The organism is Marinobacter koreensis (genome assembly GCF_023156285.1).
Taxonomy (GTDB): domain Bacteria; phylum Pseudomonadota; class Gammaproteobacteria; order Pseudomonadales; family Oleiphilaceae; genus Marinobacter; species Marinobacter koreensis.
Map to the genome: position 1 here is coordinate 680,500 of NZ_JAKZAJ010000002.1, position 19,436 is coordinate 699,935.

Sequence of the window (19,436 nt, forward strand, 5' to 3'; positions counted from 1 at the left end):
AAGATAACATCACAATTTCCGAGACTTCTTCTATAGTAACAGGAATAACAAAGTAATAATCTGCAGGTAACCGGTTGCAGATCAACCGAATGCAAAGACCTTAAGGCACGCGATCAAGGACTTACACAATGAGGAAACTGCTGTACGCTCTGGCAGCCACCATGCTGCTGTTCACCTCCTGGGCCCAGGCTCAACCGGAGCTGCGGTCCGACCATCCCGAGCGTTACACCGTGGTGAAAGGGGACACCCTCTGGGATATTTCGGCTCGATTTCTGAAGAACCCCTGGTACTGGCCGGAAATCTGGCACGTGAATCCGCAGGTTGCCAATCCTCACCTGATCTATCCGGGTGATCGCCTGGCCCTGGTCTACATCGATGGCAAGCCCCGCATCACCAAGGTGGCCACCAGCGATGTGGTGAAGCTGTCACCGAAGGTGCGTTCCGAGCCCATTGATACGCCCATCCCGGCGATTCCGCTCGACGCCATCAGCAGTTTCCTGACCGATACCCGCGTGGTCACACCGGAGGAGCTCAACGGTGCGCCGTACGTTCTGGAAGGTGAGGATGGCCGGATCATCACGGGTGCCGGCGACCGTATCTACGCCCGGGGCAAGAAGCCGGCAGACAAGGTGGGAATTTTCCGCCGGACGCAGCAGTTCGTTGATCCGGAAACCGGTGAGTTCCTGGGACTGGAGGCCCGGAGTGTGGGGTCCGGCAAGATCACGGCCGAAAACGGCGATGTCCTGACCGTGGCCCTGACCGATTCCAATCAGGAAGTCCGCATCGGTGACCGGCTGCTGACCAACGTCAATCGTCCGCTGGCCACCAGCTTCGTGCCAAGTGCCCCCGATAACAAGGTGACCGGCCTGATGATCGCCGTGGATGGCGGGGTCAGCCAGATCGGCCAGTTCGATGTGGTGGTCATCAACCGTGGCGAACGGGATGGCCTGAAATCCGGTAACGTGCTGGCCGTCCTCAAGAGCGGTAATCTGGTGCGGGATCCGGTCACCGGTGAGACCATCGAGCTGCCGTCCGAGCGTGCCGGCCTGATGATGGTGTTCCAGGTCTATGAAAAAATGAGCTACGGTCTGGTGCTCCAGTCGAGCCGTCCGCTGGCGGTTGGTGACAAGGTGGCCAACCCCTGATCGACTCCCAGGCATTTTGTTGAATGAATGGCCGGGCGGGAATGCCCGGCCATTGTCGTTTTCAAGGATGAAAAGTAATGAAAACCTCTGCGTCCGGGGGTGAGAGCCCCCTGCTGGCTGATGATCCCCTGGCCCATCCCGCTGCGTCCTGGATTCTGCTGACCCGGCTGCCCGGATTCGGTATTCGTGTTCGGCAGTCCGTCCTGCAAGCCGTCGACAACCTGTGTGATGTCCTGTCCCTGAGTTCTGCCACCCTGAAGGCCATCGGTCTCGATGGCGAGACGCTTACCGGCATCCTCGCCTGGCAGCACCAGGACTCGGGTCATCCCCTTATGGTGGAGGTGGCAGGGATCGTCGACGCCTGCAATTCGGCCAATATCACCATCCTGACCTGGCCCGATCGCGATTACCCCGAAGCTCTGCGCCATATCCACAACCCGCCACTGGCACTGTATTGTGTGGGCGATACCGCACTGCTTCGGCGCGATCAGATCGGCATCGTCGGCAGCCGGCATGCAACACCGGCGGGTCTGGATCACGCCCGACGGTTCGCCATGACCCTGAGTGAACGCGGGCTGCTGGTGACCAGTGGGCTGGCACTCGGAATCGACGGTGCGGCCCATGCGGGGGCCATGGATGCGGGTGCGCCAACGGTCGCTGTCATTGGCTCCGGCCCGGACCGTCTCTATCCCCGGCAACACTTGCCGCTGGGCCGGCGAATCGCGGAACGGGGCGTGATCGTATCCGAATACCCGCCCGGAACCCCTGCCCGAGCTGGCCATTTTCCCAAGCGGAACCGGATCATCAGTGGTCTTTCCCGGGGCATTCTGGTGGTCGAGGCGGGTCTGAAAAGCGGGTCGCTGATCTCTGCCAGGCTGGCGCTGGAGCAGGGCCGTGAAGTATTCGCGATTCCGGGTTCCGTGCACAGCCCGGTGGCCCGGGGCTGTCATCACCTGATCAAGCAGGGCGCCCGCCTGGTGGAAACGGTGGACGATGTACTGGAAGAGCTGGGCACCTGGTGGTCGCTGCAGCCGGCAGTGACCGAAAAGCCGGAAGCGGCCGGAGGGCCCGACCTGTCTGCCCTCGCAGAACGGGAAATCGCGGTGTTTCGGGCATTAGGGTATGATCCGTTATCGACCGATGCACTGGCGTCAGCCACCGGTCTGCCCGCTGATCAGCTGATGCAGTCCCTGTTGCTTCTGGAGTTGCAGGGACTGGTGGCTTCTGCTCCTGGCGGGTATCTGAGGCTGGCCTGAGTCGGTGCGTTTTACCAACCCGATCAGATGATACTGTACATGGCCAAACCTCTTCCTCTGAGTGACTGGCACCTGGATTGTGCGCGACGGACCCTTCTCGACGGCGGCGTTATTGCTTACCCGACGGAGGCGGTCTGGGGACTCGGATGCGATCCCTGGGACGCCCTCGCGGTGGAGCGGATCCTCGACCTGAAACAACGCCCCATGGAAAAAGGGATGATCCTGGTGGCCGCCTCTGTGTCCCAGATTCAGTTCCTGCTGGATCCCCTACCTCCCGAACTCCGTCGTGAGGCCCAGCAATACTGGCCCGGCCCGGTCACTTGCCTGGTACCCGATGTTCTCGGCCAGGTGCCGGAATGGGTGCGCGGCAAGCATCGAACCATCGCGGTTCGCGTCAGTGCACACCCGGTGGTGAAAGCCTTGTGCGAGACGGCCGGAATGCCCCTGGTGTCGACCTCCTGCAACCCGGCCGGCCGGCAGCCGGCGCGGCACTCCTGGCAGGTGCGCCGTTATTTCGGTGATCAACTGGACCGGATTGTTCCGGGCAACCTTGGCGGTAATCGCAAACCCAGCCGGATCATTGATATTGTCACCGGTCAGCAGCTTCGATAGGAGATTTCATGGCATACCAACCCGATACCCAGGCCGTCAAAGACTATTTGCTTGGTCTGCAGGAAACCATCTGCGACCGACTGGGCGCTCTTGATGGCCAGGCCACGTTCCTGACCGATGCCTGGGATCGTCCCGAGGGGGGCGGGGGGATAAGCCGGGTCATCACGGATGGCCGGGTTTTCGAGAAAGGCGGTGTCAACTTTTCCCACGTAACCGGTGAGACCATGCCGGCATCGGCGACGGCCCACCGGCCGCATCTGGCGGGTGCCCCCTGGCAGGCGATGGGCGTGTCCCTCGTGATTCATCCGCAAAATCCCTATGTGCCGACCTCTCACGCCAACGTCCGGTTTTTCGTGGCGACCCCGGAAGGCGCCGATCCGGTCTACTGGTTTGGTGGCGGCTATGACCTGACGCCCTACTATGGGTTCGATGAGGACTGTGTCCACTGGCACCAGACCGCCAGGGATGCCTGCGCCCCCTTTGGTGAGGATACCTACCACCGTTTCAAACAATGGTGCGATGACTACTTTTACCTGAAACACCGGGATGAACCCCGGGGCGTTGGCGGCCTGTTTTTCGACGACCACAACACCGGGGATTTCGATCGCGACTTCGCGTTCATGCGGTCGATTGGCGACAGCTACATCGAAGCCTACGAACCCATTGTCCGTCGTCGCATGGATACCCCCTATGGTGACCGGCAACGGGAGTTTCAGCTCTATCGACGGGGTCGTTACGTCGAGTTCAATCTCGTCTACGATCGGGGCACCCTGTTCGGGCTGCAATCCGGAGGCCGTACCGAGTCCATCCTGATGTCCCTGCCACCACTGGTGCGCTGGGACTACAACCGCATACCCGAGCCGGGCACGGAAGAGGCTCGACTGACCGACTATTTCCTGACCGGTCGGGACTGGCTGGGAGAGCATCATGACCAATGACCTTTACGCAGTGATCGGCCACCCGGTCAGTCACAGCAAATCGCCGCGCATTCACAGTCTGTTCGCCGAACAGACCGGAGAGTCCGTTGAGTACACGGCCATCCAGGCGCCGATGGAGGATTTCGAAGGCACGGTGCGGGATTTTTTCGAACGAGGTGGCAAGGGACTCAACGTGACCGTGCCTTTCAAGGAGCAGGCCTGGGCCCTGGCGGACAAGCGCACGGAGCGTGCTGAAAAGGCCGGGGCGGCCAATACCCTGTTTCAGGATAAAGATGGCGCGCTTGTGGCCGATAATACAGATGGGTGCGGACTTGTCCGGGACCTGGTGAACAATCACGGCGTGGATCTGGCCGGCAAACGCATACTGGTACTCGGCGCGGGCGGTGCGGTACGCGGGGTGCTGGGGCCCCTGCTGGCGGAGCATCCGTCCGAGCTGGTGGTTGCCAACCGGACCCTGGCACGGGCGGAAACCCTGGCGTCTTTATTTGCGCCGGAGGCGGTCGACACCCGGCTGGCGGCGTGCGGGTTCGATCAACCGGATTCGCCGTTCGATGTGATCATCAACGGCACCAGCGCAAGCCTGAAGGGCGACCTGCCGCCGCTGTCACCAAGTGTGATCGGTGACGGAACGGTCGTGTACGACATGATGTACTCTTTGCAAACGACCACGTTCAACCAGTGGGCCCTGGAACACGGGGCAGTGCAGGTGTTCGATGGTCTGGGCATGCTGGTGGAGCAGGCGGCCGAGTCTTTCCGCGTCTGGCGTGGCGTGTGTCCCGGGACTGCCGCGGTCATCGAGACGCTGCGGACCGACTGAGGTCCGGCAACCGGCTTCAGCCGATGTATTCTGATAAGGGGTGGCGATGGACATTCTGACGCTTGTAGGCCTGGTGGCGGGTATTCTGATCGTCATTCTGGCGATGTTGGCCAACGCCACGCTGCTTACCTTTGTAAACCTCCCCGGGTTGGCCATCGTGATTGGCGGTACCTTCGCCGTCACCCTCATCAAGTTCCGCATGCCCACGGTCATGAGTGCGTTTCGTTTGGCGTTTCGAGCCGCCTTCACCGATCGGGTCGCCCGCCCGACCGAGCTGATCCGTGAAGTCGGCCGTCTTGCCCATGTGGTCCGCAAGGAAGGCATCCTGGGGCTGGAAAGCCATGAAACCAGGGATGAGTTTCTCAAGAAGGCGATCAATCTCTGTGTGGACGGACATCCACCTGAACTGGTCGAAGAGGCCCTGGCCCAGGAAACCCAGCAAACCATGGAGCGATACGAAGTCGCCGAGCGGGTTTTTCGCGGCATTGGCGAATCCGCGCCCGCCCTGGGGATGCTTGGCACCCTGGTGGGGCTGGTACAGATGCTCAATACCCTGGATGACCCCTCCACCATCGGGCCGGCCATGGCCGTTGCCCTGCTGACCACCCTGTATGGCGCCTTTATCGCCCAGATGGTGGCGCTACCGCTGGCGGACAAGCTCCAGCTCAAGGCGGAGGACGAGACCCGAAACCAGATCCTGATCACCACCTCCATGCGCAACATCATGCGCGGCGAGAATCCCAGAGTCATGACGGAATTGCTGTCGTCGTTCGTGACCCCGGAGCATCGCACCGGCCTGGCGCCGGAGCGGGAGGCCTGAGGTTTGGAAGTGCTCCGGCAGAAGAAAAAGATCCGCCTGAAGAACGAGACCCCGGGCTGGATCGTGACCTTTGCCGATCTGGCTACGCTGCTGCTTACCTTCTTCATCCTGCTCTTGTCGTTTGCCAAGATGGACGTGGACAAGTACCGGGCCATGGCCAATTCCATGGCCGTGGCCTTCGGTTCAAGCAACGTCCTGGCCGATGCCGTGGGCGGCTCGCCCATTACACCGGTGGAGTCGGATACCGTGTCCCTGCCGGAACCCACCGATACGCTGCAGACCGAACCCCAGTTCATCGATGAGCGGGCCGGGGACGGCGCCGATACCAAGATCCCCGGGGGCGTGATCGATCTGGCCAGTCGCCTGATCCGGGAACTCCAGCAGGAAGTGGCCTCGGACACGCTCAGTGTGAACTACGATCAGAGCCAGGTCGTCATCCGCTTTTCTGAAGAAGCAACCTTTCAGTCCGGGGAAGCGGACATCAAACCGGACATGATTCCCATCATCGACCGGGTGGTGGAGGTGCTCTCGGCCTGTAAGGGTGATGTGCTGGTGTCCGGTTACACCGATGACCGGCCCATCACCAGCAACCGCTACCGCTCCAACTGGGATCTCTCTGCCGCCCGGGCCGTCTCGGTGGTGCACGAACTGGTCATGAACCGGAAGATCCCGGCGGACCGGGTCATTGCCGCCGGCCGTGCCGAAACCAATCCGCTGGTTCCCAACGACAGCCCCGAAAACCGGGCAAAAAACCGTCGGGTTGAAATTGCCATCCGCAATCCGTCCTGCGAAGGCTCGGCGCCCAAGGGATCCCTCCCTGTGGAGATTATGCCCTGAGCCTTATGCTCGGGTTGCAGATTCTCATTCGCAATTCATATAACTCCTGTTGTTTCAAATCCTTATACTGTGCGCGTGAAGCGGGTAACCGACGTTGCGAACAAACCTGAGGACAGTCGAGAACGATTATGAGCGGACCGGATAAACCAAAAGTCATTGGTGAAGAGTGGAGCGACGAGCGGGTTAAGAGTTTTCTCGCAATTGAACCCTATGATCGCAGCGTAAACGCGGATTTCGAGGTGCTGCTCAAGGCCTACCGGGCCATGCGTGCCGAGGACTTCGAGCGCTTTATCGGATTCTTCGTTGAGGCAGGGCGTGACCTGAATGCCCCCGACGAGTCCGGGCGAACACTCCTGGATCAGATTTCTGAACACCGACGTGGCGGTGCTTACGCTGAGGTGCTGGAGCGAGCAGGTGCCAAACGGACAGCAGCGGCCGGCTGACGCCGGCGCGCTGCCCCCTTCTCCTCCTGCACCGGCAGGCGGGCTTAATTCACTTCAACTTCGATCGCTTTCGGTTCCCTGGGTTCGGCCTTGTCGATGGTCAGGGTCAGCATGCCATCCTTGAAGTTGGCCTTCACTGAATTCTCGTCGACGTTGTCCGGCAAGGTAAACCGGCGCAGGAAGCTGCCGTAGAAGCGTTCAACCCGATGGACTTTCTTGTCCGTCGTTTCCTCTTCCTGCTTCCGCTCCCCCTGGATGGTCAGTACTCCATCGTGCACCGTGACTTTGACGTCGTCCCGGGACATGCCCGGCAGCTCGGCGTCAATGGTGAAGTTCTTGTCCGTCTCCTTGATGTCCACCGCTGGCGACCAGTCGCTGCGGCTGAACAGATCGCGCCCCTCGCGCTCGCCGGCGCGGGTCAGCCCGAACATCCGGTTGTAGCGGTTCATCAGGTCTTCGAATTCGTTGATCGGATTCCAACGTGTCAGGTTGCTCATGGAAAGGTCCTCCTTTTCGCATAAAACGAATCTGAATCGACAGTTTCAGCTTCGTTCCCGGAACCACTTCCTACCGGTGGCGCCACCCGGCTGGTACTCCGTGAACATCGGCTATTTCGGAATGTAGGACTGGCCGATCCGTTTTCAAGGAGGCGTTGATCAAAAGTTGACCTGTGTCAGCCTTTCTCCCCGGCCCGATATTCGTCCTTCAGCTTGACGTAATTGGCCGCAGTGTAGGTGAAGAAGGATCGCTCATTGTCGGTCAGTGCCCGGGCCTGTTTGCAGGGGGAACCGACGTAAAGGTATCCCGATTTCAGGGTCTTTCCGGGAGGCACCAGGCAGCCAGCGGCGACGATGACGTCGTCTTCGACCACGGCGCCGTCCATGATGATGCAGCCCATGCCCACCAGAACCCGGCTGCCGATGGTACAGCCGTGCAACAGGGCCTTGTGACCGACTGTCACGTCGTCCCCCAGGGTCAGTGGATGGCCGCCGGGATTGAAATCGCTGGCGTGGGTGATGTGCAGAACCGAGCCATCCTGGATGCTGCACCGGTCACCGATCCGGATGCGATGCATGTCCCCGCGCACGACCGTCATCGGCCAGATGGAGCAATCGTCACCGGTTTGCACGTCTCCGATGACCACTGCGCTGGGGTCCACCCAGCTCCGTTCACCAAAATGTGGCGTAATACCCTTGTGAGCGCGTACATTCGTCATTACATATACCTTTGTTGGTTTACCCCTTGGATCGGGGGGTGACTTTGGCGGACACACTTTCCAAAACTGTGCGGAGCCATGGATGGCGGAGCTCAAGCGCCACATGGACGTGCTTGAGCGTGTTTTGGAAAGTGTGTCCGCCAAAGGCGCCCTCACCCCAAGGTTGAGTTACTGAAGCTACCTGACAAACCTGAAGCTGAGAAGAGGACCTATGAACAACCCTTTGCTGACCGACGATCTGCTGCCGAAGTTCGACCATATCCGGACCGAGCACATGGAAACGGCCATTGACCAGATTCTCAGCGAGAACCGCATGAAGATCAGCCAGCTGGCGGACCAGGACGATCCCACCTGGGAGACCCTGGCGCAGCCGATGCAGGCACTGGAAGACAAGCTGAGTAACGCCTGGTCGGTGATCTGCCATCTCAATGGCGTGATGAACAACGACGAGCTGCGGAAAGTGTACAAGAACTGCCTCGAGAAGCTCACCGAGTACAGTACCGAGATCAGTCAGAATGAAACCCTGTGCAACGCCTACAAGAAACTGGCGGCCCGGGACGATTTCAAGGATCTGAGTGAGGCCCAGCGGAAGTCTATCGACAATATCCTGAGGGATTTCCATCTTGGTGGTGTCGACCTGCCCGCCGACCAGAAAAAGCAGTATGCCGAGTTGTCGCGGGAGCTGGCGGAGCTGTCCAACAAGTTCAGCGACAACGTCCTCGATGCCACCCAGCACTGGTACAAGCACATCACCGACGTCGACGAGCTGTCGGGGCTGCCGGAGACCGCCATCGAAGGGGCCAAACAGGCGGCGCGACAGCGGGAACTCGACGGTTATGTGATCACCCTGGATTTCCCGAGCTTTTTCCCGGTGATGACCTACTGTGACAACCGTGACCTGCGCCGGGAAGTCTACGAAGCCTTTGTCACCCGGGCCTCGGACCAGGGTCCGGATGCCGGCACCTGGGACAATACTCCGGTCATGGCCGAGATCCTCAAGCGCCGGCATGCGCTGGCGAAGCTGCTGGGCTTTAACAACTTCGCCGAGCGCTCGCTCGCCACCAAGATGGCGCGGAGTGTGGACGAAGTGATGGACTTCCTGAACCAGCTGGCGGCCAAATCCAAGCCGGTCGCCGAGAAGGAAATGGCGGAACTGAAGGCCTTTGCCCGCGACGAACAGGGCATGGACGAGCTGCAGGCCTGGGACATCGGTTACTACAGCGAAAAGCTGCGCCAGAAGCAGTACGACATTTCTCCGGAAACCCTGCGTCCCTGGTTCCCGGTCAACAAGGTAGTGCCGGGTCTGTTCCGGGTGGCCGAGAAGCTCTTCGACGTCCAGATTGAAGAGCGGCCCGAGGTTGAGACCTGGCATGAGGATGCCACGGCCTATTGCATCAGCCGGGCGGGTGAACCGGTCGCCTGGTTCTACCTCGATCTTTACGCCCGTCAGGGCAAGCGTGGTGGTGCCTGGATGGCCGACTGCCGGGTCCGCTGGCGCAACCTTCGAGGCCAGCTCCAGTTGCCCGTGGCGTTCCTGACCTGTAACTTCACGCCGCCGGTCAACGGCAAGCCGTCGCTGCTGACCCACGACGAGGTGACCACCCTGTTCCACGAATTCGGTCACGGCCTGCACCACATGCTGACCCAGGTGGATGTGCTGGACGTGTCCGGCATCAACGGCGTGGCCTGGGACGCGGTGGAACTGCCCAGCCAGTTCCTGGAAAACTGGTGCTGGAATCCGGAGTCACTGGCGCTGATTGCCAGCCATCATGAAACCGGTGAACCGCTGCCGGAGGACCTGCTGCAGAAGCTGCTGGCGGCCAAAAACTTCCAGTCGGGCATGGGCATGGTCCGCCAGCTGGAGTTTTCGCTCTTTGATTTCCGACTCCATGCGGAATTCAGCGAAGAGGCACCGACCAACCCGCTGGACATGCACCGGAAGGTCCGGGACGAAATCGCCGTGGTGGAAGCCCCCGAGTTCAACCGCTTCCCCAACGCCTTCTCCCACATCTTCGCCGGGGGCTACGCCGCTGGCTATTACAGCTACAAGTGGGCGGAAGTGCTGGCGGCCGATGCCTTCTCACTGTTCGAGGAAAACGGGATTTTCGATCCTGAAACCGGCAAGGCCTTCCTCCATAACATTCTGGAGAAAGGCGGTTCCCGCGAGCCCATGGAGCTGTTCAAGGCATTCCGAGGCCGTGAGCCCCAGGTGGATGCCCTGCTGAGACAATCCGGCATCACGGACGAAGCCGCCTGAACCCATTGCAGTCGGCCGTCGTAGAGACGGCCGTGTACCTTATCGGGAGTTGAGTTATGGCGAGTCCGAAACGCTTTATCGCCGGCGCCGTCTGTCCCCGCTGTGCGGAGATGGACAAGATCATGATGTTCACCGATGACAACGACAAGCAGGTTCGCGAGTGCGTGGCCTGCGGCTTCACCGATGCCATGACCGAGGAGCCGGATGCCGGCTCACTGGAGCTGGAGACCCGGGTGAACAAACGCAGCAACGAAGACGATCACACCGTTCAACAGGTAGTGTTCTTCAAGTCCGGGCAGGAGGACTGAGTTTCTCTGCCCCTAGCCTGTCGGTTCTGGGGGGCTGAGAGGGCGCGGGGTACCTTTTCTTCTGGGAAAAATAACTCGCTTCGCTCAGACATCTTTTTCCCGGCAGAAAAGGTACCCCACACCCTCTCGTTGATACCTCACAGATATTTCCCCAAATACTTCAGTGCTGAAAGAACATCGGCTTGCTGTTCGAATCGGGTGTTCCTTCTCCCGGGCGTTATCCGGGTGGTTTCGACGCGAGGGGGTTGGGGGGATTTTTCCCGCCAGAAATGGATGTCTGAGCGCAGCGAGTTCCATTTCCAAGGGAAAACATCCCCCCTGCCCCCTCGCAGCCCCCAAACCAGGCAGGCTACCGGGAGCGGTCATGCTCCAGTGTTAAAGCACCATCGCCGCCAACCACCCGAAGCCGAGCAGCGGCAGGTTGTAGTGCAGGAAGGTCGGTACCACCGTATCCCAGATGTGGTTGTGCTGGCCGTCGACGTTGAGGCCGGCGGTTGGGCCCAGGGTGGAATCGGAGGCCGGGGAGCCGGCATCGCCCAACGCGCCGGCGGTGCCGACCAGGGCGACGATGGCCAGGGGGCTGAAGCCCATCTGCAGGGCCAGCGGTACGTACAGGGCGGCAATGATCGGGATGGTGGAAAACGACGACCCGATGCCCATGGTGATCAGCAGGCCCACGGCGAGCATCAGGAATGCCGCCAAAGGTTTGTTGTCACCGATGGCGGCGACCGAGCCCTGCACCAGCGAGGCGATGTCGCCGGTCTCGCGCATGACCTCGGCAAAGCCGTTGGCGGCAATCATGATGAAGCCGATCATGGCGAGCATCTTCATGCCCTCGGTGAACAGGTCGTCTGCTTCCTTCCACTTCACCACGCCTGAAACGTTGAACAGCACGAAACCGGCCAGGGCACCGAGGATCATCGAGTCCAGCCAGAGCTGCACCACGAAGGCCGCGACAATGGCAACCAGCGCCATGATCAGGGTCCGGGGGCTGTAGGTAACGTTCACCCGCTCGGTCCGGGCAATGGCCTCCATGTCATAGCGGCGCTCGCCTCGATAACTGAAGAACACGGCAATGATCAGGCCTACCAGCATACCCAGGGCCGGGAGCGCCATGGCACTCATCACGTTGAGCCCGTCGGTGGCTACGCCGTTGTCACTGATGTTCGCCAGCAGGATTTCATTCAGATAGATGCCGCCGAAACCGACCGGCAGGAACATGTAGGGGGTGATCAGGCCGAAGGTGAGGACGCAGGCCACCAGCCGGCGGTCCATCCTGAGCTTTGCCATCACGTACAGCAGTGGCGGTACCACGAGCGGAATGAAGGCGATGTGGATCGGCAGGATGTTCTGGGAGGAGACGGCAATGGCCAGCAGAATGCCGATGATGACGAAGCGGATGCCGGTTGCGGCGGCGCCGTCGTCCTGTTTGCCCACCAGCGCCAGCGCCTTGTCGGCCAGGGCGTGGGCCAGGCCGGATTTGCCGATCGCGACGGCAAAGGCACCGAGGGTGGCGTAGGACAGAGCAACGGTCGCGCCACCGCCCAGACCGCTATTGAAAGCATTGATGGTGTTTTCGAGGGACAGCCCGGCAATCAGGCCGCCCGAGATAGCGCCGATGATCAGGGCGACAACAACATGGATGCGGCACAGGCTCAGGACGAGCATGATCAGTACCGCGGCAACAACGGCATTCATGGCAAACTCCGGATAGGAATTGGGACAACCACCGGCCCCTTGTGAGGGCCGACGCTACGAAAAGCGCGGTAATGTGCAGGAAATGACCGGTGGAGTCAAAGCGGGATTGCCGAAGGGACGTTGAGGTCAGTCGTCCTGGCGAGCGAAGCGCGGGACCTGCTCTCCCGCCACTTCGACGGTCTCACGGAACATGGCGAGGGGCCGCACCCAGAGGCTGTGATCGCCGTACAGGCAGCGGTAGACGACAAGGGGCTCCTCGGTCTCGCTGTGCCGGGCCGTGCCAATCACCTCGTAATCCATGCCCTTGTAGTGTCGATAACGTCCCGGTTCGATGGTTGCTCTTCTGTCGGTCATCTTCGGTCTCTCGGGAAATGGTGCCGTTTACCCGGAAAGTCGCGGGGACTTGCGCGCATCGAGCGTCTAAACTGATAGCAACACGGCAGGGATGCGCCAAGTTTCCACTCCGGGAATGAGAGTGTAGTTCAACAACCAGGGCCGGAAAACCGGAAACCGTTATGAGCCGCCTGCCAACCTTTGCGCTGGGAATCTGTTTGTTGGTCCTTTCCTTGCTGGCCGCCGGGCCTGCAGGCGCGGCGCCGGTCGGCTTTTCCTGGGTGGAACTTCCGGGTTCGGATGACAGCCTGGAACAGGTCCGACGTCTGCCGGAGTCCCGGTGGCAAACGCTCGACGCCGGTGACGTGTTCAACCGGGGATTCAGCGACGGCACCTTCTGGCTGCGGGTACCGGTGTCACCGGAACCGGTGAACCGCGTGCTGGAAATCGGCTATCCCCTGCTCGACGACGTGTCAGTCTTCTGGGTCCGGAACGGGCAGATGATTGAAAGCCACCGGACGGGTGACCGTCGTCCGTTCAGCTCCCGCCCCATCTATCACCGGGATTTCGTGTTTCTCGTTCCCTCCAAAACCGAACCGGTTACCGCCTATATCCGGGTGCGGACCCAGGGATCGGTGCAGATCCCGGTAGCGATAACGCCCTCGGCACAGTTCCTCGCCCATGAACAGCTGTCCTATGGCTGGCAGATGACCTTCCTGGGGATCCTTGTTGCCATGGTGATGTACAACCTGTTCCTGTTTGCCATTGTCCGGGACAGCACTTACCTGTGGTACGTGCTCGCCGTCATTGCCTCCGGACTGGTGCAGCTGAATTTCCACGGGCTGGTGTTCCAGTGGCTCTGGCCGGATACGCCCATCCTGAACCGGTATTTCACGGTTCCGGCGGTGGGTCTGGCGTTGCTGTTTGCAACGGTCTTCACCTTGAAGTTCCTGTCGGTGGCCCGCTACAGCAAACCCAGCTACCGGTTCATGCAGGCTGTGGTGATCGGTTCCGGACTGTCGGTGGTGTATGGACTGTTCGGGCCGTACCAGAGCGGTATTGAACTGGTCAGTGTGCTGGCCGCGATCACCACTCCTGCGGCCTGGTTGATTGGCCTGCTGGTGTGGCGCCGTGGCCAGGTCCTCGGCGGATTTTACGTACTGGCATGGACGCCGTTGCTGGCAGGCCATCTGATACTGGCGATCAGCAAGCTCGGCATCATGCCCCGGAGTGCCCTGACCGAACTGGCACCGCAGGCGGGCGTGGCCCTGGAAGTGATACTGCTGTCCTTCGCCCTGGCCTACCGTATTAACCTGGAACGACGCCGACGGCAGGAAGCGCAGGATCGGGCCCTGGAGGTTCAGCGCCAGGCCAATCTGACCCTGGAATCGCGGGTGCGCGAGCGAACCGAGGAACTGGAACAGGCCTATGAACAGATCAAATCGGTCAGCCTGACCGACGGCCTCACCCAGGTCGCAAACCGTCGTCGATTCGAGGAAAAGCTCCATGCGGAGTGGAAACGGGCGCACCGGCAGAAAGAAGCATTGAGTCTTCTGTTGCTCGACATTGACTATTTCAAACGGGTCAATGACGAGCTTGGTCATCTGGTGGGGGACGACTGTCTGGTGACCGTGGCGGAAGTGCTCTCCGGCGTCGTCCAGCGTTCAGGGGACCTGGTGGCGCGTTATGGTGGTGAGGAATTCGTGGTACTGTTGCCGGCCACCCAGGAAGACGGCGCTGTCCAGGTGGCGGAACGGCTGCGCCAGGCGGTCGCCCGGACCGCTGTCCACACCCGGGAAGGGGTGCCACCGGTCCACCTGACCACCAGCGTGGGCGTGGCAACCCTGTCGCCAAGGCGGGATCTGGAGCCCCACGATCTGGTGCGTCACGCCGACGAAGCGCTGTATGCTGCCAAGGCCTCCGGGCGGAACCGGGTGATGGTCTACCGGGACTCGGCCGCGGCACCCGCGCCCGGCCTGTGAAACGGGCTCAGTTTTTCAGTTTGTAGCGGCCCGGCCCCAGGAACACCACCGACAGTGCCGTCAGCAGGAAAAATCCCTGAAGTTCCAGTGCCCAGCCGCCACTCTGGCCGAGTGAAAGCAGCTGACCGGTGTGCACCAGTGCAATGGCCACCAGCATGTTGAACACGATCAGCAGCGCACCGATCCGGGTCTGGTACCCCAGGATCACCATCAGTGGTGCCAGCAGTTCGCCAATGAACACGCCGTAGGCCAGGAAAGTCGGCAAGCCATGGGATGCCAGCTGTCCTTCAACGAAGCCGACACCGTGCAGCAGTTTGGCGATGCCGTGGAACAGCATGAGCCCACCCAGGGTCAGACGAAGAATGAGTTTTCCGAGATCGGCGTTTTCCAGCAAGGGGCATCTCCTGTCGGGATTGGTTGATCAGCGGGAGAGCTTACCGGTTATCCCGGGGGACTCAAAGCCCCCTGATGGTCGGGTAAAGCGGAGCAATACGCGCCAGTAGCCGATTCTGCGCCGCCGTTGGTATCCCGTTTTTCTCCATGGCCAGGATGAGGTCTTCAGCCACGGCATTAAACTGGGTATCGGTGATGGCCATGCCGTCGTGCACCTCACGCATGCTTCGTCCGTTATAGGTGCAGGGCCCACCGCTGAGTTGGCACAGCTGGTCGGTCAGGTTCCGGTGAAACTGGACGACGTCCACGCCCTTGAAAGCCTGGTTGATTCGATCGTCTTCGACAATCCGGTACAACATGTCTTCGACAATGCTGGCAATCCCCTTGCGTTCACCGAGCTGCTCGTAGAGGTCACTGGTGTTGTCGCTGGATGGCAGGTTCTGGCAGCCGCCAAGTGTCAGGAGAAGAATCAGCAGCGGTCCCGTGGTCGACCGATAAAATGCGGAGAATTTGGTCATCAGAAGGTTCCTTGCAATGACAGGTACAGGCCCTGTTGATCGGTCAGCGTGGCGATATCACCAAGGTTGACCAGTGCGGCCGTGACGGCAAGCCGGCGGTCCGGTACCCAGGCCACGAACAGGTCCCACCAGTCGCTTTCCCCGGCGAAGCTCAGGTTATCGGGCTTTTGCCGGTATTCCATACCCACCAGCCACTTCCGGTCCAGGAACACGCCGGCACTCCCTTCGGCCATCACCTCGTAGCCATTCTGGCGGTCGCCGCCAAAACCGAGCAGACCACCCTGGTTGGCCCGAGTGGCGCGGGCCGTGGCATTGACCAGCAGGTTCCGGCCCATTATGGCGGCGAAGAACAGTTTGCTGGCACTGATATAGCCATCAATGCCCTGGTCGTCACGGGCTCCGATCGCAGAAGGCACTGTGAAGTCCCGCTGCCGCTTGTACTGGACCCCGGCAGACCATTGCCCCCAGCGACTGTATAGTACGTCGCCGAACAGGCGGACCTTGGCACCGAAGATATCCTGATTCAGTTCATCCTGTTCCAGTCCAAAACTGTCTTTCAGTGTGAAGACCAGCTTGTCCAGGTCCAGAGTCTGCCGGGCCACCGTCAACTCGACGCGGTTGTGCCAGTTCAGGCCGGCCCCGATAACCGACAGAGTGTAGTCATCGACCCGGGCCTGGCTCATGGATACGGTGCCTCCCCATTCGTTATCGCTGGCATAGCTGCCCAGCAATGCCCAGGGCACCAGGCCGCCGCCGGCACTGCCTTCGATTGTCGTGACACCGCCAGTGGCCCAGAGCCGGCTACCGATGTCGGCCAGTGCGGTGGTTGGAGCGAATAACCCGGCCAAAAGCAGGACAAGCCATCTATTCATCAAGGGTTCTCCGTAGGCGTCTGTGTCAGTTCGTCGATTCGGGTGGCGAGGTGCGCCGCCGTCTCCGCCAGGGCGTCACAGGAAACCGGCCGACTCAGGCCGAAGCCCTGGCCCAGGTTGCAGCCCCATCGTCTCAGCAGGTGCCAGTTTGCCAGTTCCTCAATGCCCTCAGCGACGACCTTCAGACCCAGGCCGTGAGCCATGTCGATGGTGGACCGCACGATCAGCTGATCCTGAGGCTCGGTGTCCAGGTCAAGGACGAAAGACTTGTCGATCTTCAGCTCCTGAACTGGCAGCTTTCGAAGCTGAGAAAGGGACGAATAGCCAGTCCCGAAATCATCGACGGACAGGGTGACTCCGAGATCCCTCAGGCGGTTGAGTGTGGCCAGTGCCTTGTCGGGATCCTCCATGAGGGCGCTTTCAGTGACTTCGAGCGTAATCCGGTCCATGGGTTGGTGCCATTGCGCAAACGCCCGGGAAACATGATCGGACAGCTCATTCCAGGTCAGGTCCTTGGCGGACAGGTTGACCGCAACGCCCACATCCAGGCCGGTGGTCGCCCAGCTTCGGGCGTCCCTGGAAACCTGTCGCAGAACGCAGGCCGTCAATTCATTGATCTGGCCCGATTGCTCGGCGAGGAATATAAACTCTTCAGGCGAAATGAACCCGAGAGTCGGATGAATCCACCTCACCAGTGCTTCAACCTGAATCAGCTTCCCGGAGCGAAGATCTAGCTTCGGCTGGTACTGCATCTGCAACTGATCGTCCCGGATGGCCTGATGCAGGTCGCCGATCAGTTGCAGCTTGCGAAGATGGTTCTCATCCAGGCCCGGACGATATCGAAGCACGGACTCACCACCCTTATGAGCCCGATCAAAGGTCAGGTTGAGCCGGCGTCGGAACTCGTTGATCGAACCTGCGTCGGCAGGTAGCTGCATGGCGACGGTGATGGTCCTTATCACAAAGGGGGTGTGATCGATCTGCAGAGGCTCGTCGAAACATCGGTGAAGCGAGTCGGCTGCGTCGTCTATCAGAATCTCCGTATCCAGATGCGGAACCAGCGCCAAAAATTCCCGACCACCGGTGCGTGCAATCAGATGGGCCTCGGGCAGGTGCTGCTGCAGGCGTTTCGCGGTACCCACGAGCACCCGGTCCCCCAGTTCGAGTCCAAGGGTGTCGTTGATGTTCGATAGATCGACCAGACGAATGCCGAGCAGCGTGCAGGGCCTGTGTTCTTCGAATACGGTGTCGACGGCCTCCAGGATGGCGGTGCGGTTTGCCAGTCCGGTGACCTCATCATGAGTGGCCGTGTACCGGATATGCGCTTCACGCTCCCGCAAACGGGCGAGCATGTCCCGAAGAGCGTTTCTTAATTGCCGGAGTTCGCCGCTGGCAATGATGCGCGGCGGCTCGGGTGTCTCTCCATCCCCGATGGCGCGGGCATAGTCGGCCAGCTGCAGGACCGGCCGACCCAGGAATCGTGCAAGGATCAGGGCCAGAAGGATGGCCAGTGCCAGACTGGCGAGAACCAACAGGCCGATCTCCACCGCGCGTTGGTAATAGCTTTGCAGACTGGCTTCACGACTGATGAGCAGTAGCGCCTGGAGTCGCTCGCCATTCCCCGGCCCCAGATCGATGATCCGGGTGAAGTAGTGTGCATTGAAAGCGAGCCCGGTTGCTTCTACGGGGCCATCGTTCTGCAACGGTTTGTCGAGACTGGTAGCGAACGGCGGAAAGGCCGGGGCATTCTCCGCGTGTATCCGAAACAGCACCCCGGTACCACTCAGTTCGGCGATGATTCCGGCAAGCTCGTTGTCCAGGCGGTAACCCGCGAGCAGCCAGGCCCGCAGACCGGGAGCCTGGACCGGAACCGCCAGGAGTTCATAGCCGGCATCGTCGAGAACAACCATCCGGCTGGCAAATCCCTTTTCCCTCGCTTCCGTCAGCAGCGCCTCCGGCACAGTCGACAACGGGTGGTTCAGGGTCGATGCCATGACCTTACCCTGGTTGTCCAGCAGGAGGGCCAGATCGGCACCCGCCCTGGCGCTATGGTTTTCGAGGGCACTGTCGAGCGTGGCGCTGTCCCGGCTGGCAACCGCAGACAGGAATCCGAAATCCTTGACGACCACGTCCAGCCGGGACAGCTCCAAGGCCCGCCGTCGAGCCATCACTTCGGAGGTTACCCGGGCACCGATGGTCAGTTGTTCCTGCGCCCGATCCTGTTCATCTTCGAACAGGTACACCATCATCAGGGCGCCGATCACCAGGCTGACCAGCGCCGCCAGGGCAACCATGGCGGCGATCAGGCGACCGCGGAAGCCGATCTGCAGGCGGGGCATCATTACAGCTCCCGGAAGCGTTGTTGAAGGCGTTCAAGAGAGTCATCGCCCGTCGGTTCCGGTGTCAGGCGAATATGCAGATTGGCAGGGTTACCCAGGGTAATCTTCCGGATCTCCGGTCGGGTGTTATCCGGGAGGCGAGGGTGCCAGAGTTTGATGGCGACGGTCTGGCCATCCACGTCTTCGGTCTCGGCGGACAGGGTGATCTGGCCATTCTTGTCGGTCCGACCGATATCGCTGGTATTGGTGACGATCACAAACGCCTGCATCTGGTCGTGGATGTTGCAGCCGAGTTCAACAATGCCCGGTTTGTTGAAGACGACCGGGGCTTCCGGCCGGCCGGCATAGAGTTTCAGGTCGAAGGTTTTTGCGGGCGAAAACGAATACACGTGGTGCTGGGTGTTGTCCCGATTCGGAAAATCCACGGTCGAACCGACCGGAACAATCAGGATCTTGGGATGAAAACGGCGATCCTTCTGATAGATTTCCGTGGTGACTGGCGGCACCGCCTCTTTCCCGGTCAGGGCCACCACCACTCCCGGCACTGGCCCATTATCATCCCGGACGGTGATCGATATCTCGGTGGCAAAGGAGGGGGCGGGCAGCGCCAGTAGCGCGAGCCAGAAGGCGATAGAACGTCTCATCAAGATCC

General features: G+C 60.8%; 20 protein-coding genes. 11 read left to right on the forward strand and 9 right to left on the reverse strand.

Annotated elements, in window-relative coordinates; genetic code table 11:
• Nucleotides 1–128 precede the first annotated feature (128 nt).
• The 8 genes from MLD04_RS08115 to MLD04_RS08150 all read left to right on the forward strand — a co-directional run bounded on the left by MLD04_RS08115 (nt 129) and on the right by MLD04_RS08150 (nt 6,868).
• Nucleotides 129–1,145: a LysM peptidoglycan-binding domain-containing protein gene (locus tag MLD04_RS08115; RefSeq protein WP_248156723.1), complete on the forward strand. Its 1,017-nt coding sequence runs from the start codon at nt 129–131 to the stop codon at nt 1,143–1,145.
• 77 nt (nt 1,146–1,222) lie between these two features.
• Complete coding sequence (gene dprA, locus MLD04_RS08120) at nt 1,223–2,401, forward strand: DNA-processing protein DprA (protein WP_248156725.1); 1,179 nt, start codon at nt 1,223–1,225, stop codon at nt 2,399–2,401.
• Nucleotides 2,402–2,440: 39 nt separating this feature from the next.
• Nucleotides 2,441–3,013, forward strand: coding sequence for an L-threonylcarbamoyladenylate synthase type 1 TsaC (tsaC, locus tag MLD04_RS08125; protein WP_248156727.1), 573 nt, complete (start codon nt 2,441–2,443; stop codon nt 3,011–3,013).
• An 8-nt stretch (nt 3,014–3,021) separates the two neighbouring features.
• Entirely contained in the window at nt 3,022–3,951 is a 930-nt protein-coding gene (gene hemF / locus MLD04_RS08130) for an oxygen-dependent coproporphyrinogen oxidase (protein WP_248156729.1), read from the forward strand.
• Entirely contained in the window at nt 3,941–4,768 is an 828-nt protein-coding gene (gene aroE, locus MLD04_RS08135; RefSeq protein WP_248156737.1) for a shikimate dehydrogenase, read from the forward strand. Before hemF ends, aroE begins: the two co-directional genes overlap by 11 nt.
• A gap of 46 nt (nt 4,769–4,814) precedes the next feature.
• Nucleotides 4,815–5,588 (forward strand): motility protein A, encoded by a 774-nt coding sequence (locus tag MLD04_RS08140; protein ID WP_248156745.1) that lies wholly within the window; start codon nt 4,815–4,817, stop codon nt 5,586–5,588.
• A gap of 3 nt (nt 5,589–5,591) precedes the next feature.
• Nucleotides 5,592–6,425, forward strand: coding sequence for a type VI secretion system protein TssL, long form (tssL, locus tag MLD04_RS08145; protein ID WP_248156747.1), 834 nt, complete (start codon nt 5,592–5,594; stop codon nt 6,423–6,425).
• Between the two features lie 128 nt (nt 6,426–6,553).
• Entirely contained in the window at nt 6,554–6,868 is a 315-nt protein-coding gene (locus tag MLD04_RS08150) for a PA4642 family protein (RefSeq protein ID WP_248156749.1), read from the forward strand.
• Between the two features lie 44 nt (nt 6,869–6,912).
• On the opposite strand, the gene MLD04_RS08155 is transcribed toward MLD04_RS08150, so the two are convergent.
• Together MLD04_RS08155 and MLD04_RS08160 are read right to left on the reverse strand one after the other, a co-directional pair.
• On the reverse strand, nt 6,913–7,365 hold the full coding sequence (locus MLD04_RS08155; protein ID WP_248156751.1) for an Hsp20/alpha crystallin family protein: 453 nt from the start codon (nt 7,363–7,365) through the stop codon (nt 6,913–6,915).
• Nucleotides 7,366–7,541: 176 nt separating this feature from the next.
• Nucleotides 7,542–8,084, reverse strand: a complete 543-nt coding sequence (locus MLD04_RS08160; RefSeq protein WP_248156753.1) for a gamma carbonic anhydrase family protein — start codon at nt 8,082–8,084, stop codon at nt 7,542–7,544.
• 211 nt (nt 8,085–8,295) lie between these two features.
• On the opposite strand from MLD04_RS08160, the gene prlC reads away from it, so the two are divergent.
• Both prlC and MLD04_RS08170 read left to right on the forward strand, forming a co-directional pair.
• Complete coding sequence (prlC, locus tag MLD04_RS08165) at nt 8,296–10,341, forward strand: oligopeptidase A (RefSeq protein ID WP_248156755.1); 2,046 nt, start codon at nt 8,296–8,298, stop codon at nt 10,339–10,341.
• 56 nt (nt 10,342–10,397) lie between these two features.
• Entirely contained in the window at nt 10,398–10,649 is a 252-nt protein-coding gene (locus MLD04_RS08170) for a YheV family putative zinc ribbon protein (RefSeq protein ID WP_008940105.1), read from the forward strand.
• 375 nt (nt 10,650–11,024) lie between these two features.
• Here MLD04_RS08170 and MLD04_RS08175 read toward each other — a convergent pair whose 3' ends face one another.
• The gene (locus MLD04_RS08175) at nt 11,025–12,347 is read right to left on the reverse strand and encodes a Na+/H+ antiporter family protein (RefSeq protein WP_248156757.1); all 1,323 of its coding nucleotides are present in this window, start codon (nt 12,345–12,347) and stop codon (nt 11,025–11,027) included.
• Nucleotides 12,348–12,473: 126 nt separating this feature from the next.
• Nucleotides 12,474–12,701, reverse strand: a complete 228-nt coding sequence (locus MLD04_RS08180) for a DUF1653 domain-containing protein (RefSeq protein ID WP_248156759.1) — start codon at nt 12,699–12,701, stop codon at nt 12,474–12,476.
• Between the two features lie 161 nt (nt 12,702–12,862).
• Between MLD04_RS08180 and MLD04_RS08185 the strand changes: the two genes are divergently transcribed.
• Nucleotides 12,863–14,662 carry a sensor domain-containing diguanylate cyclase gene (locus tag MLD04_RS08185; protein WP_248156761.1) on the forward strand — a complete coding sequence of 600 codons (1,800 nt, stop codon included), beginning with the start codon at nt 12,863–12,865 and terminating at the stop codon, nt 14,660–14,662.
• Nucleotides 14,663–14,669: 7 nt separating this feature from the next.
• On the opposite strand, the gene MLD04_RS08190 is transcribed toward MLD04_RS08185, so the two are convergent.
• The 5 genes from MLD04_RS08190 to MLD04_RS08210 all read right to left on the reverse strand — a co-directional run bounded on the left by MLD04_RS08190 (nt 14,670) and on the right by MLD04_RS08210 (nt 19,428).
• Nucleotides 14,670–15,056, reverse strand: coding sequence for a DoxX family protein (locus MLD04_RS08190; RefSeq protein ID WP_248156763.1), 387 nt, complete (start codon nt 15,054–15,056; stop codon nt 14,670–14,672).
• Between the two features lie 61 nt (nt 15,057–15,117).
• Nucleotides 15,118–15,573: a group I truncated hemoglobin gene (locus MLD04_RS08195; RefSeq protein WP_248156765.1), complete on the reverse strand. Its 456-nt coding sequence runs from the start codon at nt 15,571–15,573 to the stop codon at nt 15,118–15,120.
• Nucleotides 15,573–16,445 (reverse strand): DUF3034 family protein, encoded by an 873-nt coding sequence (locus tag MLD04_RS08200; protein ID WP_248156767.1) that lies wholly within the window; start codon nt 16,443–16,445, stop codon nt 15,573–15,575. Before MLD04_RS08200 ends, MLD04_RS08195 begins: the two co-directional genes overlap by 1 nt.
• Entirely contained in the window at nt 16,445–18,787 is a 2,343-nt protein-coding gene (locus MLD04_RS08205) for a putative bifunctional diguanylate cyclase/phosphodiesterase (RefSeq protein WP_248156774.1), read from the reverse strand. Before MLD04_RS08205 ends, MLD04_RS08200 begins: the two co-directional genes overlap by 1 nt.
• Nucleotides 18,787–19,428, reverse strand: a complete 642-nt coding sequence (locus MLD04_RS08210; RefSeq protein ID WP_248156776.1) for a methylamine utilization protein — start codon at nt 19,426–19,428, stop codon at nt 18,787–18,789. Before MLD04_RS08210 ends, MLD04_RS08205 begins: the two co-directional genes overlap by 1 nt.
• Nucleotides 19,429–19,436: the final 8 nt, after the last annotated feature.